We start from the raw sequence: 16,637 nt of genomic DNA, 5'->3' as shown, positions 1-16,637 counted from the left end.
AAGCATCAAAAACTCGCTTGCATCCTCTTTAAAATGGCGCGGAACCGTTTGAAAAATCTTTGTAACAGCGTGCAAGGAAAAGAAAGAGAATTGTTACTTATTAAGAGCGTCGGCGATCTCAACTGCTGCACTAAAAACCTACTTTCCATAGCATGAAAAACGCACGAATGCGAATCGTTTAATTTCCTTATATTGTTTAATCTCTTCGGGTATTGCCCTTGTTTCCTTGTAGCAGCCTGTACAAACTGATAAAATGGAGAAAGATCATATTTTCTGAAAACAGAGGAGCGTTAACGCCGATGATTCAATTTTTAAAAAAGATTTTTCCAAATGCAAACGACCGCAACTTAAATAGATATCAGCGAATTGCGGAACAGGTGGAAACGGCAGGCGAAGCGCTTAAGAATTTGAGTGACGAAGAACTTGCCGGCAAGACAGATGTGCTAAAAGGGCGGTTGAAAAACGGTGAGACGCTGGATGACATTCTTGTCGACGCGTTCGCTGTGATCCGTGAGGCGTCCACACGTGTTCTCGGACAGCGCCACTATGCCGTTCAGATCATGGGTGCGATGGCTCTTCATGAAGGCAACATCGCTGAGATGAAAACCGGTGAAGGGAAAACCCTCATGGCTACACTGGCGATCTACTTGAACGCATTGACAGAAGAAGGCGTTCACGTTGTCACAGTCAACGAATACCTGGCTCGCCGTGACTCGGAAATCATGGAGCCGCTATTCAACTATTTGGGACTTACTGTCGGATTGAACATTTCGAACATGTCAAAGGAAGAAAAAGCCGCTGCTTATCGCTGTGACGTGACATACGGCACGAACAACGAATACGGCTTCGACTATTTGCGTGACAACATGGTCGTGTATAAAGAGCAGATGGTTCAGCGTCCGCTTAACTTTGCGATCGTCGATGAAGTGGACTCCATCCTTGTCGATGAAGCACGTACACCATTAATTATCTCCGGGTCTGCTGCAAAATCGACCCAGCTCTATGGAATGGCGAATCATTTCGTGCGCATGCTGAAAAAAGAAGAAGATTACACGGTGGACGAGAAAACAAAGAACGTCCAGCTGACGGAAGAGGGCATCAACAAGGCTGAGCAGATGTTCAGCATCGACAACCTTTACGACTATGCGCACGTGACGCTGAACCACCATATCAACCAGGCGCTTAAAGCGAACGTGATCATGATCCGCGACGTGGATTACGTGGTGCAGGACGGAGAAGTGGTGATCGTTGACCCGTTCACAGGCCGTTTGATGGCGGGCCGCCGATATAGTGACGGGCTTCACCAGGCGATCGAAGCAAAGGAAGGGCTCGAGATCCAGCGCGAGAGCATGACGCTTGCGACAATCACGTTCCAGAACTATTTCCGTATGTATAAAAAGCTGTCCGGGATGACCGGTACGGCGAAAACGGAAGAAGAAGAATTCCGCAACATCTATAACATGGAAGTCAACGTTATTCCGACGAACAAGCCGATCGCACGTATTGACAGCAGCGATTTGATTTACAAATCAATGGCCGGCAAATTCCGTGCAATCGTAGAAGAGATCGCGAGCCGCCATGCGACAGGACAGCCTATCCTCGTCGGTACGGTTGCCGTTGAAACGTCTGAGCTATTGTCTCAGATGCTGACGAAAAAACGTATCCCGCATAACGTCCTGAACGCGAAGAACCATGAACGCGAAGCCGAAATCATTGAAAATGCCGGTCAGGTCGGAATGGTCACGATCGCGACGAACATGGCAGGACGCGGAACGGACATCAAGCTTGGAGAAGGGGTTCGCGAGCTTGGAGGCCTTCACATTTTAGGTACAGAACGCCACGAGTCTCGCCGTATCGATAACCAGCTGCGTGGTCGTGCCGGACGTCAGGGAGACCCGGGTTCTTCACAATTTTACATTTCTATGGAAGACGAGCTCATGCGCCGCTTCGGGTCAGATAATCTGATGAACATGATGGAGCGACTCGGCATGGATGAGGATACGCCGATCGAATCCAAGCTTGTCACAAAAGCGGTAGAATCTGCTCAGAAGCGAGTGGAAGGATCGAACTTCGATGCGCGTAAGCAGCTTCTGCAATATGACGATGTGATGCGTCAGCAGCGTGAGATCATCTACGGCCAGCGCCAGGATGTTCTAGATGCTGACAACTTGAGCGACATTATCATACGCATGCTCGATTCGGTCGTAACACGTGTTGTGACCGCTCATACTCCGGATGAAACGGTTCAGGAAGAATGGGATCTGAAGGAAATCGCAGACCACATCAATGGCGTCATGTTCATTGAACCGGTTTACAGCGAGAAAGACTTCAAGAACATCGACCGTGAAGAAATTATCGAGAAAATCACGGAAAAAGTGCATGCCGCGTTCCGTGAAAAAGAGAGCTTGATGCCGGAAGAACAGCTTCGTGAGTTTGAAAAAGCCGTTATCCTTCGCGCGGTTGATACGAAGTGGATGGATCACATCGACCAGATGGAGCAGCTGCGCCAAGGTATCCACCTTCGTGCGTACGGCCAGATTGATCCGCTGAGAGAGTACCAGTTCGAAGGCTTTGAGATGTTTGAAGCGATGATCGCCGCGATCGAGGAAGAAGTGTCCATGTACATCATGAAAGCGCAGGTCGAACAAAACGTCCAGCGTGAACAGGTGGCAGAAGGAAAAGCGGTCGTACCAAGCGACAAAGCCGAAACGAAAAAACAGCCAACACGCAAAAAATCCGACATCGGACGCAACGACCCATGTCCATGCGGAAGCGGGAAAAAATATAAATCATGCCACGGCGCAGCAGCCGAATAACATGTAAAGAGAGTCTGTAAAAAGACTCTCTTTTAGCGGTTATAGACATTAAGAGTGATTTTTTCCATTAAGTGCTACTAAGCATAATGAAACGAGAATATTATACAAAAGCACTTATTTTATTTGTTGTTATCCACTTTGAATACTTCATTGAAAAGTTGATCGGAATGAAAGGTGCCGACTACAGCGGGATGAGTGAGACAGGTGAGACCCTTCAAAGGCGCTTAGCTAGCGGAAGGGCTCACCATGTCCAGCAGAAATGGCTAGCCCCTCGAGGTCAAATGAGCAAGTGCCCAATAAGTCAAAGAACGACTTACCGGACCATTTCTCATTTGCTTGTCGTGGCTGAACGAGCCATTCCTGCTTTTCGCCTCACCCCGCGGAAAGCGTGCAACTGTAATGGAGATCACCTTCTTCCTAGAATTCTTTCAAGCAAAACAGTATATACAAACAATAATATTTTGTGGGGTGTTTTCCATGGACTTAACAGAAGTTAAACAAGAATTAGCAGTAATGGTAAAACGGTTAGAAGACTTTAGGGGGTCTCTTTGACCTCGATACAAAGAAAGCCAAAATAGCTGAGCTCGACGAAAAGATGAGCGCACCGGAGTTCTGGAACGACCAGAACGCGGCACAGACGGTCATCAACGAAGCGAACGGCTTAAAGGATCAAGTCAACGAATTTGAAAAGCTGTCTTCTTCGTATGAAGATATTGAGGTCGCTTATGAGCTTGTAAAAGAAGAAAACGATGATGACATGATGAAAGACCTCGTGAAGGATTTGAAAACTCTGGTCAAAGACTTGAACGATTTTGAACTGACACTACTTTTAAGTGATCCGTACGACAAAAACAATGCGATCCTTGAACTCCATCCGGGAGCGGGCGGTACAGAGTCACAGGACTGGGCGTCCATGCTGCTTCGCATGTATACGAGATATGCCGAGCGCCAAGGATATAAGGTGGAAACGCTGGATTATCTTCCGGGAGACGAAGCAGGCGTCAAGTCTGTTACGCTGAGTATTAAAGGACATAACGCATACGGCTACCTGAAGGCAGAAAAAGGCGTGCACCGTCTTGTGCGCATCTCGCCGTTCGATTCATCCGGACGCCGCCACACGTCGTTCGTGTCGTGTGAAGTGATGCCGGAATTGAACGATGATGCAGCTATTGAGATTCGTACAGAGGATCTGAAGGTCGACACGTACCGTGCGAGCGGTGCGGGCGGTCAGCACGTCAACACGACAGATTCTGCCGTCCGTATCACGCATACGCCGACAAACACGGTTGTGTCGTGCCAGACGGAGCGTTCGCAGATCAAGAACCGCGAGCGCGCGATGAAAATGCTGCAGGCGAAGCTCGTGCAGCGCCAGATCGAGCAGAAGCAGGCTGAGCTTGATGAGATTCGTGGCGAACAGAAAGAAATCGGCTGGGGCAGCCAGATCCGCTCTTACGTGTTCCACCCTTACAGTCTCGTAAAAGATCACCGCACAAACAAAGAGATCGGCAACGTACAGGCGGTCATGGACGGAGAAATCACGCCGTTCATCGACTCTTACTTGCGCTCAAGAATTAAATAAGACTTTAAAAAAAGATGCCGATTGAGGCATCTTTTTTTTGTTCTAGTGTGCACGGCTGGGCACAAGCTATAGGATAAAAGTAGGGGATGACGTCTCCAGCTAACTTCATTGAGCTACCAAAAGATTGGATATTTATAACTTTAAAGCCGATATGAAGGGTGTAAGCAGAAAAGGAGGATGTTGCAGTATTTACCAAGTGCATTAAAACTAGCTGGTAAAGAGGAATCATGGTACATTATACTCATATACTCTGTGTATAAGTTATTTTTAACTTTTTTACAAATGAATGTTAAGTGGGTGAAAAGACGTGAATTACAAGATCGACTTATTGTACAGAGGCTGCTTGAATGTACTCCCCTTTACAGAAGAACTTAATGCTATGAATGTTTTCCCTGTGCCAGATGGTGATACCGGAAGCAATTTATTTCACTTGTTTTCTGCCATAAAGGAGCAGTACGAAGAATATGAAATAGACAAAGAGTTGTTCATCGACACGATTTTAACTTATTCAAAAGGAAACTCTGGAGCCATCTTCAGCCAATTTATGATGTCCTTCCTATCGTTTAGTGATGAAGAAAATCAAAAGGCTTTTATCACAGCAGCCAATCATGCTGTGATCGAAACGGTTTCTTCTGTAACGGAACCTAAAGAGGGGACAGTACTGACTGTTATGAAAAGCTGGATTCAAGCTCTTCAACAAAAAATGGACCATGGAAAAAGCATTCTTGAGCTGATTCAGGATTCACTTGGTGCTGTAAAAGATTCTGTCGAGAGAACGAAAAACCAGATGGAGCTTCTGGCGAAGAATAACGTAGTAGATGCTGGTGCGTATGCCTTCTATCTTTTTTTGGAAGGGATGTCCTCCACTAAAGTGAAGAACCATACACGCACAGCTTCATCTGTCCGTAAGACAATCATGCCAGATAAAATGATGGACCATGGATTTGACTCTGTGCATCGTTTTTGCACAGAGGTACTCATAAAAAATGTAGCGGATATCAATGAAATCAAACAAAGGCTGATGGATTATGGTGACTCCATCTCATGCATTGGCGATGCGAACACACACCGTATCCATCTGCACACGAACGCTCCTGATCAAGTTCTGGGATATTTAAAAGAAGAAGGGTCCATCGTTTACCAAAAGATCGATGATATGCAGCGGCAGTATGAAATGAGAAACGCAAGAAAAGGAAACATTGCCATCGTGGTAGATTCCGCGTGCGATATCCCTCAAAAAGATCTCGATCATCACCAAATCCATCTGCTGCCTTTACAGATTGAGGTGAACGGAATGACGTACCTGGATAAAGTAACGCTCACACCAGAGACCTTTTATGATCTAAATGAAACGAGTGACGTGATGCCAAAAACGTCTCAGCCTGCGATCAAGAAAATTAAAGAGACCTATGAGAGCTTGCTTCAAAATTATGATTATGTTTTGTCCGTTCACGTTTCAAAAGAATTAAGCGGGACGTATAACCTTTGTAGGCAAGTAGCGAAGGATACGGGAGATGATCGCATAACTGTGTTGAATTCAAAAACATTATCAGGATCTTTCGGGCTTTTTGTCCTCGAACTGGCTGAGATGATTGAGCATGGCCATTCGATTGATGAGATTGTAAACGAATCCGAACAGCTTATTAAAAAAACAGAAATTCTCGTAAGTGTACCTTCATTAGAGTATATGGTGAAGGGCGGCCGCGTACATCCTGTTCTCGGGAAAATCGGCTCTGCGATTAACTTGAAGCCTGTTGTTTCCGTGGACGGGGAAGGGCGTTCATTATTGTATGGAAAGACAGTCTTTAGAAAATCGAATATGAATACGATGCTTAAACAGATCAAAGCCGTCCATAAGAGGCATACGATCGATAAATATGTCCTGCTGCACGCTCATGGAGAGAAATGGCTGCCTATACTAGAAAAAGAAATGACGGCGATCACCGGTAATGCGCCACTTTATACGACTAGCGTATCACCAGTCATCGGGATGCATGCGGGTAAAGGGGCAGTCAGCGTCGCCATGTTATTAAAAGAAGAAAACAAACGAGGAGAAAAATAATGGGAGAACTCTATCTTTACAGTGGTTTAGCGATTTTCATTTATATGGTGGCTCTGTATCTTGTCGCTCAGAAAATCAAAGACAATTCAATCGTCGACATTGGCTGGGGAATGGGATTTGTCATCATTGCAGTGATCAGTTTTCTCGTTGCCGGTGAGTTCAATCTAAGGCAATGGGTGGTTCTGCTTTTAGTGGGGTTATGGGGCATCCGTCTTGCCGTCCACCTTTATATTCGGTCAATTGGACGAGGAGAAGATTTTCGTTACGCAAATTTCCGAAAAGCATGGGGAGAGAAAGCTGCTGTTATTGCCTTCTTCCGAGTGTTTATGCTGCAGGGAGCATTCATGCTCTTGCTCGCTTATCCAATCGTACGTGTGAATGCAGCGAATGAGAATAACGAGATGACATTCTTGCTTCTTGGAACATTACTTTGGATCGTCGGATTCATCTTCCAAGTGGTCGGAGATGCTCAGCTCGAAAGTTTCAAGAAAAACAAAAAGCATAAAGAAGAAGTGCTGGATACAGGGTTATGGAAGTATTCAAGACACCCGAACTATTTTGGGGAAGCTGCCATGTGGTGGGGCATCTTCGTGATCGTTCTCCCAGTGGAGCTTGGATGGACTTCCGTATTCAGTGCACTGTTCATTAACTTTTTGCTGCTAAAAGTATCCGGTGTGCCATTTTTGGAGAAACGGTACAAAGATAACAAAGCCTATCAAGAATACAAGAAAAGAACCAATCGCTTCATTCCTTGGATTCCAAAAAGTAATGGTAGAACAGAAGCTCATGCTGCGGTTTCAGAACGTAGACAACACCCTATTCAAAAATGATAAAAAGAATCGGAACAAAGCTGCAAGTACAGGGAAAGAGTATCTTTCAGAAGATAAAGTAGCAGCATAAAAAAGAACTCGCAGGATTGCGGGTTCTTTTATTTCTAAAGGCTTTTTTCATAGAGATTGTTGTTTTTGAAAAGTCTGATTGTGCAAACTTATTGCTGCTGGATTGCATCTGTGAAAGTTCACTATCTTATTTTCTACACATAATTCTAGGATCGCTTGTACGTCATCTTACCAGGTCTTTTATCTTAATCAACTTTGAATCCTTCATTAAGAAGTTGATCGAAGTGAAAGGTGCCGACTCCTGCGGGATGAGTGAGAAGGTGAGACCCTTCAAAGGCGCTTGTGACGAAGGGGCTCACCGCTCACCCCGCGGAAAGCGTGCACCTGTAACGGAGATCAATCACTTCTTAGAATTCTAAAAGCAACAAAGTTTGCGAGAAAAGCCTTTCTAAAAAATCATTTAGGTTCAGGACACCCAATTGTTTCTGATTGCTTTAATGACAGCGGCTGTCCGGTCGTTTACCTTCAGCTTGCGCATTATCGAGCTTAGGTGGTTTTTAACCGTGCTTTCTGACACATACAGGCGGACCGAAATGCTTTTGTTGTTCATGCCATCCGCCAGCAGCTGTAGCACCTCCCACTCACGGCGCGTCAGATTGTTGGAGGGAAGAGTTTCATGTGTATAGCTAGGCTGCTCGGTGAGGCTGTATAAATGCGGAATAATATCATGGTGCACATACGTTTTTCCATTTAATAAAACGGAAAACGCGTACTTTAAATCATCATAATCGGTTTGCGAACAAAAGTACCCAGCGCATTTCAGCTCGAGCATCATTTTGCAGTATTCTTTGTTTTGTGAAGGCAGCCAAATCGCTGTTCTAATGTTCTTTTCCAATAGTGTTTCAATTAAAGAATGATGATCTGTACCTTCAGGCGACGCATCGAGCATGACAAGATCACCTTCCTGCAGTGCAGCAAGCGCTGCGTGTGTCAGTTTGTCATAAACGTTAACCTGCAGCTGTGGCTGTTCTTTGTTAATAAATTGCCGTATGCCTTCTCTTAAAAAAGCATTCTTGTGAATGATGACGATTGTTTCCACGATGATTACCCCTTTAAAAACATATGTATATAAAAATTATAACAATGTTATGTTTGAAATTGTCTGAAAAAATATATTTGTAAACATTTACATGTTTATTCATAGAGCGCATAAATACTTAATGATATGGGGGTCCGGTACCTGGCGCACAAAAAAGCCCGGCAATGCCTGCCAGGCTGTGTTTCTTACTATTTGTGTACCGGACCCCTGACGTTATTGAAGGGTTACGGCTGGTTCATCTGGATACTTATTGTCTAGAAGATATTCAATCTGTGCTTCCAAGAATTTGATGCGTTCCTGCATTTCCTCGAATTTGACCACAACCGCTGAATGATAGCGACCCATCTCGTTTTCCATTATGTCAAAGTTTCGTTCCATTATATCGAGCTTAGCTTGAAAGCGGTCAAGCCTTCCTAATGTTTCATCAAGTTTATCAAGAATCAGCGGGTTTATGTCTTGCTCTTTCTTCAAAAAGATCATCCTCCCTGTCCGTATTAGATGATAATGATGATAGCGACTTTATTTTTCAACATTTCGGCAAATGCCGTAACGTTTTTGTGATAAATATCATTTTAGCACGAATAGTGTAGCAATTGGAAAAAAGGGTTCGACAAACCTATTTGTAATGCTTGAGCGGAATTTTTATTTCATGGGTACAAGCCTGTCCAAATCAAGGAAAAAAACAATAAACTATATCATCACACACTTTGTGATGAAAAAATGTATTGAAGGTGGTATAAAAATGCTGCTTCCAGATTTAGCAGGGCATATGATGGGTCTACAGTCTAGGGATGAATTGCATGCCATCGATGCAGCTGTAAATGATAAATTTAAGAAATACTTCTGGAGTACTAGATTGGACGATATCTAACGATTTAGCAGGTGTAACGAGATTGTTGAAAAATCGTTTCCGCAAGTTTATGGATTACTCGCAACTCGAGCTTGTTACTTTCAATGCCCCAAATCCAGCAAATTAATATGTAAATGATAAACGATATAATATTATCTCTGCTCATGATTTTCCCATTACTATAAATAAAAGCCTTTCCCATTTAGATTCATATCCAGAAGTGATAGCAAAATATAATCGAAGAATTCAGCGCTTTCTTGAAAAAATAGAGACAAGCCATAACCTGCTGTTTATTCGAATTGGAGGTACACCTGCTGAGGCAGCAGAGCTCGACAATGTGCTGAAAGGAATGGTAAAACACAAGTATAAAACCTTCTTCTTCATTTAAGTTCAGTGCCGCATCTAACCTATGATTCATGGGCTATTTCACATCCGACTATTTGTTCCTTTCAAACTCCAAGTAGCCAATTATTAACTGGTGCGAGTGACTATTCGGCTTGGGATTTTATGCTGAAAGACATCAAACTAATGACTTGAAAATCTCATGAAAGTGAGGTTTTTTTTTCATTGCATCTGAGAGAAAACGAGTTAAAAGGATAACACTAGTATAAACAGTTCAGCCCTTTAGCGCGGCAGTCTGGCTGCGTTTACAGTAGATCATAGCGCTGATATAATTTTTAAGGCAGCTTTTAAGGGCGGGGTCCGGTACCTTTACCATTAATCGGTTCATAAAGCTGAATTTTGAAAGAAAGGTACCGGACCCCGGAAATTATTTGAAGACAGGCAGTGAGTCAGACATGATGATGGCAATCAGAAGAAGAAAGGCCATTCTCCCGACTTGGGCTGAAGTGGCACTTGAATATGTATATGTCATAATTGGATCCGCGTTTGTAGCGCTGGCATTTTCCGTTTTCCTTTTACCGAATGCCATCGCCTCAGGCGGAGTGAGCGGGATCAGTACCATCCTTTACGGACTGTTTGGCTGGAAGCCTTCTTATGTTCAATGGGCCTTCAACATCCCGCTCTTTATAGCAGGCCTCGTGTTTCTCGGCAGGCGATTCGGTGCGAAAACACTCGTCGGTACAATCGTGCTGCCGCTTTTTGTATACGTGTTTGAAGACTGGGGAGCAGCGACGAAAGATCCGTTGCTCGGAGCGCTGTTTGGCGGTCTTGGAATCGGCGCAGGACTGGGTATCGTCTTCCGCGGGAAGGCATCAACCGGCGGTGTGGATCTGCTTGCCCAGATCATTCACAAATATATTGGCATTTCTCTCGGTACAATCATTCTCCTGATTGATGGTACGATTGTCCTTTCGTCCGCGATCATTTTCGGAATCGAACAGGCGCTTTATGCGCTGATCGCGATGTTTCTGACCGCGAAGACGATTGACGTTGTGCAGATGGGTCTAGGCACGTCCAAAATGGCACTTATCATATCTGATCATGAAGAAGAGCTGAGAAAAGGAATCTTAACCGATATTTACCGCGGTGTGACGAAAATCAGCGCGTTCGGCGGCTATACACAGGATGAGCGCCCGATGCTGATGTGTGTCGTCGCACAGCACGAAGTCACGAAGCTCAAGCAATATGTACGAGATATCGATCCATCCGCCTTCATTATTGTCGTGAACGCCCATGAAGTGCTCGGCGAAGGATTTAAACGATCTTAAAGTTAAGTTTATATGAATGTCCCAAAGCGCTGATTTTTTGCGTTTTGGGACTTTTTTTGATCAGTGGCCAGATGGATTAGCGCAGTTCAAGCAAATGTCGTGACATCGGCTGAAATTGTCGTGACTTTTAGCTGAATTGCTTTAACTTTTTCCAGAATTCATGTGAGTTTTTTCTGAAATGTTGTGAGAAACCGAAAAAGTGTTGTAATGGCTTGATCCAACCCCAATTTAATGAAGAATTAAATCTGTAAATAAGCAAAAATGGATAGGGAATCACTAATTTGATCATCTATGAGTCCATTAATCAAGAGATAAGAAGATAATCTGGAGAAAATAACGCTTTGTTGATTATGCTTGAAATGATAATAGTGTACATGACCCCATTAGGCGTACCGCTTTTAAGGAAATGGCCAGTACAGTTGCGTCAGTTAGGCAAATGTCGTGACATTTGGCTAAATTGTCGTGACTTTTAGCTGAATTGCGTTAACTTTTTCCAAAAATGCTGTGAGTTTTTCCAGAATTGCTGTGAGAAACCGAAAAAGTGTTGTGATAACTTGCTCCAAACCAAAATTTTTAATAAAAGCAAGACCAAAAATGAGCAAGATACGGTACGAAAGCTCTACTTGATCATCATGTGAAACGGATATGAGAGTAAATTAACAAGATAATTTGAAAAAACGGATACTTTAACGAGATTCAACCTAATAAATAGATGTACCGGACCCCAATTACTTTCAAACACCATTCAACCCCAATAAATTTACGCTCCCATCAACTCACCGCCACACCAGCCAGAGTGACCTTTTTACTATTTTGATATGATAACCCCCTGTTTTGTGTGGGGATGTCGAAAACTTTTAGCGTTGTTAACCCCGATGTTTAAAGGAATTCCTCGAATTGTGTCGTAATTTTTATTCAAAAGAATTCATTGAATATCCGCCTATTGTCACTTGTTGACGGAAGATGAAACATAACTGTAATAAAATTTACGGATATGGATGTTATAATAGGAATTACGGAAAAAATGACAATTCTTGCAAAACCGCTGACTAATTTCGCGGTTTACCAATATAGAGATTAGATGAACATCTCAGCCCTTATGCGGGGAGATAGGGAAATAGCTTAGCAGTTAGGATGTGAGACGTTTGATCGAAATGATTGACGTATGGAAGACGTACCCGAACGGTGTTATGGCACTGAATGGGATTGATGTAGTGATTGAAAAAGGTGAATTTGTTTATGTGGTTGGGCCTAGCGGAGCAGGTAAATCTACTTTTATTAAGTGTATGTACCGCGAAGAAAGACCGACAAAAGGTGCGATCATGATTAATGGAACGAACCTGGCGAAAGTGAAGGAGCGCCAAATTCCAAGAGTACGCCGTAAAATCGGCGTTGTCTTTCAGGATTTCAAGCTGCTTCCTAAGCTGACCGTCTATGAAAATGTGGCGTTCGCACTTGAGGTTATTGAAGAATCACCAAAGGTAATCCGCCAGCGCGTGATGGAAGTGCTTGATCTTGTTAAGCTGAAAAGCAAGGCGCGAATGTTTCCGGACGAACTGTCTGGGGGAGAACAGCAGCGTGTTTCCATCGCCCGATCCATCGTGAACCGGCCGCCTGTCATCATTGCTGATGAGCCGACGGGGAACCTGGATCCTGAAACAGCGTGGGAGATCATGGATATCTTTAAAGAAATCAACGAACGCGGCACTACTGTCGTGATGGCAACACACAACAAAGAGATCGTTAACACAATCAAGCATCGCGTTATCGCCATTGAGGGCGGAAGAATTGTACGCGATGAGGCAAAGGGGGACTACGGCTATGAAGATTAGAACCCTGAAACGCCACTTCGCAGAGTCAGGTAAGAGTCTTGTGCGAAACGGATGGATGACGTTTGCATCTGTCAGTGCGGTAACCGTCACACTCTTGCTCGTAGGGGTATTCTTGGCCATCTTGCTTAACATCAACCATGTGGCAAGCCAGATCGAGAAGGATGTTCATATCCGAGCTTACATTGATCAGACAGAAAAGAAAGAGAACTATGCAAATTATGAAAAAGAGCTAGAAAAGATTCAAAAAGTAAAATCAGTCAAGTTTGAATCAAAAGAACAGGGTCTGAAGAACTTGATCGAGGACCTTGGGGATGAGGGCAAGGTGTTCTCCGGCCTTCAAAAAGAAAATCCACTTCCAGACCGGTTTGTCATCGAAACGGTGAAACCGCAGGACACAGCACTCGTTGCTAAACAAATTGAAAAATATCCTTTTGTTTATAAGGTTGAATACGGCAAAGGAACGGTTGAAAAGCTGTTTGAGGTGACAGGTGCGGCAAGAAACGTCGGTATCGCCTTAGTTATCGGCTTGATTTTCACCGCTATGTTCTTGATTGCCAACACGATTAAATTGACCATCGTTTCAAGACGCCGAGAGATCGAGATCATGAAGCTCGTCGGTGCGACGAACGGTTTTATCCGCTGGCCATTTTTCCTAGAAGGATTTGCGCTTGGCGTGATGGGAGCATTGCTGCCAATCATTGTGCTTATCGTCGGGTATCAATTCATATTTGATTCAGTCAGCCAGAAGCTTGGAACCGTCTTTATTGACCTTCTGCCTGTTTATCCGCTTATTCCTCAGCTGTCGCTCCTTATGGTGGCAATTGGCGGAACAATCGGTGTTTGGGGAAGTGTTACATCCGTCCGTAAGTTCTTAAAAGTTTAATGACACGCGACATAACAATTCGGGGTACAAGGGGGAAACGTTACACATGAATCGAAGGATTGCAGGTATTACGCTTTCTATCAGCTTAGCGCTTGGCACGCTCGCTTTTTATCAGGAGCCCGTGTCAACGGTTAAAGCGGAAACACTATCGGAAATAAAGAAGAAGCAGCAAGCCAACAAGCAGCGCGGTGCGGCTGCTGAAAAAAAGCTTGCTCAAAACGAGCATAAGCAAGAGGCGCTTGAAGCAGAGATTGAGCGGCTGGATAAGATCTCTACTGAAACAGATGAGAAAATCCGCGCCAAAGAGTCAGAAATTGCGGACACTAAGGAGCAAATCGCTGAACTAGAAAAAGAGATTGCCGTCGTGCAAAAGCGCATCGACGAACGCGATAAAATGCTGAAAGACCGCGTAAAAGCGATGTATGAAAACGGCGGAGCGGTTAACTATCTTGATGTCGTTTTAGGATCCAAGGATTTCGGCAACTTCATTGAGCGTGTGTTCGCGCTGAATATGATTGCAGAGCAGGACAAGCAAATTTTAGAAGAACAGAAAAAAGATAAAGAGCTATTAGAGAGCAAAAAGTCCCAGATTGAAGCAGCTCTTACTAAGCTTCAGATCGCGGCTTCTCAGCTGCAAGAGCTCCGCAAGCAGCTTGATGCACAGATGGCTGCAAAGGACAAGCTGATGGGGCAGCTTGAAAAAGAACATTCGCACCTTGAGCACGAAATCCACAAGGTCGAGAACGCTGATAAAATTCTTGCCTCTCAAGAAGCAGCGATTCGCGCTGAGATGGAGCGTGCCGCGCGGGCATCTATGAACAATAACAACAGCGGCGGAGAGAGCTCACCACCTCCGACTGGAAACGGCATGATCATCAAGCCAGCTTCTGGTGCGTTAACATCCGGTTATGCTAACCGTTTTGATGGCATGCACTATGGAGTGGATATCGCACAAGGCGGAACTGTGCCGATTCATGCAGCAGCAGACGGTACCGTTATCCGTTCTGAGTACTCGAACTCTTACGGAAACGTCATCTATATCTCGCACTATATTAACGGACAGACGTGGACTACGGTTTACGCGCACATGAGAAGCCGTGCGGTTCAAGGCGGATCCGTGAAGCGCGGCCAGATGATTGGCTATATGGGGAACACGGGTCAGAGCATGGGTCAGCATCTGCACTTTGAATTGCACAAAGGACCATGGAACCAGGCGAAATCGAATGCTGTGAATCCAGCAGCATACTGGTAAAATAAAATCATAATGTAAACAAGCTGTTCATATAGTACAGTAGGAGCAAGGAACATCTTTCTCTTACAACAAAAGGCATCGCACTGGCAAGGTGTGGTGCCTTTTCCTGCAGAAAAATGAGGTGACGACATGAATGTAAACAAAAAGATGCTTGTAGCGGTAGTCGTTCTTGCGATGCTGATTGGCGCTGGCGGAATGTATGCGGGCATGGGTTATTTTGGCGCGAAAGAGGTTTATCCTGGGACGAATGTAAAAGAATTACCGAAGTCATCTGCCAAGTTTGATGAAAACGAAGAATTTTCCAAGCTCCAGCGTACGTATGAAATCATTTCTTCCCGTTATGTGGAGGAAGTAAGCGAAGAAAAGCTGTTAGAAGGCGCCATTCAGGGAATGGTGAAAACGCTGAAGGATCCGTATTCTTCCTATATGGATGAAGAAACGGCAAGCCAGTTCAGCCAGTCGCTCGACTCCTCGTTTGAGGGAATCGGTGCAGAAGTGAGCATGGTGAACGGAAAAGTGACGATTGTGGCACCGTTTAAGGACTCGCCGGCTGAGGACGCAGGATTGAAGCCGAATGATCAGATTATCACAGTGGACGGTAAAAGCCTCGAAGGCCTCGATCTGTATAAGGCCGTCCTGAAAATTAGAGGCAAAAAGGGCTCAACGGTCACACTTGGCGTCAAGCGAAATGGCGTCGACAATGTGATGAATGTAAAAGTAAAGCGTGATGAAATTCCGATCGAGACCGTTTATTCTGATGTGAAAGAAGTGAAGGGCAAGAAGGTCGGCGTTCTGGAGATCACCTCCTTCTCGGAAGAAACGGGCAGTGATTTTAAGAAAAAGCTTGCCGAATTAGAGAAGCAGGACATTGACGGACTTGTCATTGACGTGCGCGGAAATCCAGGCGGCTACTTAGAAGCGGTGGACCGCATCTTAAAGCAGATCGTAACAGATAAGAAGCCGTTCGTTCAGATTGAGGACCGCAAAGGCAACAAGCAGGAATACGTGTCTCAGCTGAAAGAGAAAAAGGATTATCCGATCATCGGGCTCATTGATGGAGGAAGTGCGAGCGCGTCTGAAATTCTTGCAGCCGCATTAACCGAAGCAGGCGGCTATGATCTTGTTGGAGAAAAGTCTTTTGGAAAAGGTACTGTTCAGCAGTCCATTGACTTAGGAGACGGCAGCAACATTAAGCTGACACTCTTTAAATGGCTGACACCGGACGGAAACTGGATCCATAAAAAAGGCGTGAAGCCGACGCATGCGGTTAAGCAGCCCGCCTATTTCTATACGAATCCGCTGAATATTGAAAAGCCGATCGCGTTTGACAGCAATTCCGAGCAGGTGAAAAACGCACAGATTATGCTGAATGGACTTGGCTTCTCGCCAGGACGAAACGACGGTTATTTTGATGATAAAACGCAGACGGCTGTCATCGCCTTCCAAAAGGCGAACAAGCTGGAGCCGACTGGGAAAATTGATAAGAAAACGGCAGCTAAGATGGAGAGCGAGATCATCGAGCAGATTCGCAGCGAGAAGAACGATGTCCAGCTGCAGACCGCGATTCAGCTTATTTTGGAAAAGCAGTAAGGCAGGAAAAACGACATACTTCACGAATACTATCCGTAGGGGCAGTCTGCTCCTGCGGAATTTTTTGGTGTGCCCGGCATGGGTACAGGCTATAGGGTGTGAGTCCCGAACTGTGAAGGCAGTAGTAACAGTAGCTTAAGACAAGGTGGTGCGGGGCGACCCGCA

Annotated in this window: 12 protein-coding genes and 1 pseudogene; 11 read left to right on the top strand and 2 right to left on the bottom strand. The window is 44.8% G+C overall.

Annotated elements, in window-relative coordinates; genetic code table 11:
* The first annotated feature begins 299 nt into the window (after nt 1-299).
* From secA to ACFQPF_RS15155, 4 genes are all read left to right on the top strand, one after another.
* Entirely contained in the window at nt 300-2,816 is a 2,517-nt protein-coding gene (gene secA, locus ACFQPF_RS15170) for a preprotein translocase subunit SecA (RefSeq protein ID WP_379750546.1), read from the top strand.
* Nucleotides 2,817-3,293: 477 nt separating this feature from the next.
* A protein-coding gene (gene prfB / locus ACFQPF_RS15165; RefSeq protein ID WP_379750545.1) for a peptide chain release factor 2 occupies nt 3,294-4,395 on the top strand; the annotation gives its coding sequence in 2 pieces (ribosomal slippage) (nt 3,294-3,365 and nt 3,367-4,395; 1,101 coding nt in all).
* Between the two features lie 307 nt (nt 4,396-4,702).
* On the top strand, nt 4,703-6,457 hold the full coding sequence (locus ACFQPF_RS15160; protein WP_379750544.1) for a DegV family protein: 1,755 nt from the start codon (nt 4,703-4,705) through the stop codon (nt 6,455-6,457).
* The gene (locus tag ACFQPF_RS15155) at nt 6,457-7,287 is read left to right on the top strand and encodes a DUF1295 domain-containing protein (protein WP_379750543.1); all 831 of its coding nucleotides are present in this window, start codon (nt 6,457-6,459) and stop codon (nt 7,285-7,287) included. The genes ACFQPF_RS15160 and ACFQPF_RS15155 overlap by 1 nt, the downstream gene beginning before the upstream one ends.
* Before the next feature lie 475 nt (nt 7,288-7,762).
* Here ACFQPF_RS15155 and ACFQPF_RS15150 read toward each other — a convergent pair whose 3' ends face one another.
* Both ACFQPF_RS15150 and ACFQPF_RS15145 read right to left on the bottom strand, forming a co-directional pair.
* Entirely contained in the window at nt 7,763-8,395 is a 633-nt protein-coding gene (locus tag ACFQPF_RS15150; protein ID WP_379750542.1) for a response regulator transcription factor, read from the bottom strand.
* Nucleotides 8,396-8,608: 213 nt separating this feature from the next.
* The gene (locus tag ACFQPF_RS15145) at nt 8,609-8,866 is read right to left on the bottom strand and encodes a hypothetical protein (protein WP_379750541.1); all 258 of its coding nucleotides are present in this window, start codon (nt 8,864-8,866) and stop codon (nt 8,609-8,611) included.
* 271 nt (nt 8,867-9,137) lie between these two features.
* Between ACFQPF_RS15145 and ACFQPF_RS15140 the strand changes: the two genes are divergently transcribed.
* The 7 genes and pseudogenes from ACFQPF_RS15140 (at nt 9,138) to ACFQPF_RS15110 (ending at nt 16,472) form a co-directional block, all read left to right on the top strand.
* Nucleotides 9,138-9,266, top strand: a complete 129-nt coding sequence (locus tag ACFQPF_RS15140; RefSeq protein WP_379750673.1) for a hypothetical protein — start codon at nt 9,138-9,140, stop codon at nt 9,264-9,266.
* Nucleotides 9,217-9,633: pseudogene (locus ACFQPF_RS15135) on the top strand (DUF1796 family putative cysteine peptidase). The gene ACFQPF_RS15140 and the pseudogene ACFQPF_RS15135 overlap by 50 nt, the downstream one beginning before the upstream one ends.
* A gap of 415 nt (nt 9,634-10,048) precedes the next feature.
* On the top strand, nt 10,049-10,915 hold the full coding sequence (locus ACFQPF_RS15130) for a YitT family protein (protein ID WP_379750663.1): 867 nt from the start codon (nt 10,049-10,051) through the stop codon (nt 10,913-10,915).
* Between the two features lie 1,145 nt (nt 10,916-12,060).
* On the top strand, nt 12,061-12,747 hold the full coding sequence (gene ftsE / locus ACFQPF_RS15125; protein WP_379750540.1) for a cell division ATP-binding protein FtsE: 687 nt from the start codon (nt 12,061-12,063) through the stop codon (nt 12,745-12,747).
* Nucleotides 12,737-13,630 (top strand): permease-like cell division protein FtsX, encoded by an 894-nt coding sequence (gene ftsX / locus ACFQPF_RS15120; protein ID WP_379750539.1) that lies wholly within the window; start codon nt 12,737-12,739, stop codon nt 13,628-13,630. The genes ftsE and ftsX overlap by 11 nt, the downstream gene beginning before the upstream one ends.
* Before the next feature lie 46 nt (nt 13,631-13,676).
* On the top strand, nt 13,677-14,882 hold the full coding sequence (locus ACFQPF_RS15115) for a murein hydrolase activator EnvC family protein (RefSeq protein WP_379750538.1): 1,206 nt from the start codon (nt 13,677-13,679) through the stop codon (nt 14,880-14,882).
* Between the two features lie 129 nt (nt 14,883-15,011).
* Nucleotides 15,012-16,472, top strand: a complete 1,461-nt coding sequence (locus ACFQPF_RS15110; RefSeq protein ID WP_379750537.1) for a S41 family peptidase — start codon at nt 15,012-15,014, stop codon at nt 16,470-16,472.
* Nucleotides 16,473-16,637: the final 165 nt, after the last annotated feature.

Source organism: Fictibacillus iocasae, assembly GCF_042665465.1.
GTDB classification, from domain to species: Bacteria; Bacillota; Bacilli; order Bacillales; family Fictibacillaceae; genus Fictibacillus; species Fictibacillus iocasae.
This window is presented reverse-complemented; position numbering and strand designations above follow the sequence as displayed.

Bases quoted from the DNA above. Each gene is read 5' to 3' on its own strand.
- secA (WP_379750546.1), top strand. From the start codon at position 300: ATGATTCAATTTTTAAAAAAGATTTTTCCAAATGCAAACGACCGCAAC.
- ACFQPF_RS15155 (WP_379750543.1), top strand. From the start codon at position 6,457: ATGGGAGAACTCTATCTTTACAGTGGTTTAGCGATTTTCATTTATATG.
- ACFQPF_RS15140 (WP_379750673.1), top strand. From the start codon at position 9,138: ATGCTGCTTCCAGATTTAGCAGGGCATATGATGGGTCTACAGTCTAGG.
- ACFQPF_RS15130 (WP_379750663.1), top strand. From the start codon at position 10,049: ATGGCAATCAGAAGAAGAAAGGCCATTCTCCCGACTTGGGCTGAAGTG.
- ftsX (WP_379750539.1), top strand. From the start codon at position 12,737: ATGAAGATTAGAACCCTGAAACGCCACTTCGCAGAGTCAGGTAAGAGT.
- ACFQPF_RS15115 (WP_379750538.1), top strand. From the start codon at position 13,677: ATGAATCGAAGGATTGCAGGTATTACGCTTTCTATCAGCTTAGCGCTT.
- ACFQPF_RS15110 (WP_379750537.1), top strand. From the start codon at position 15,012: ATGAATGTAAACAAAAAGATGCTTGTAGCGGTAGTCGTTCTTGCGATG.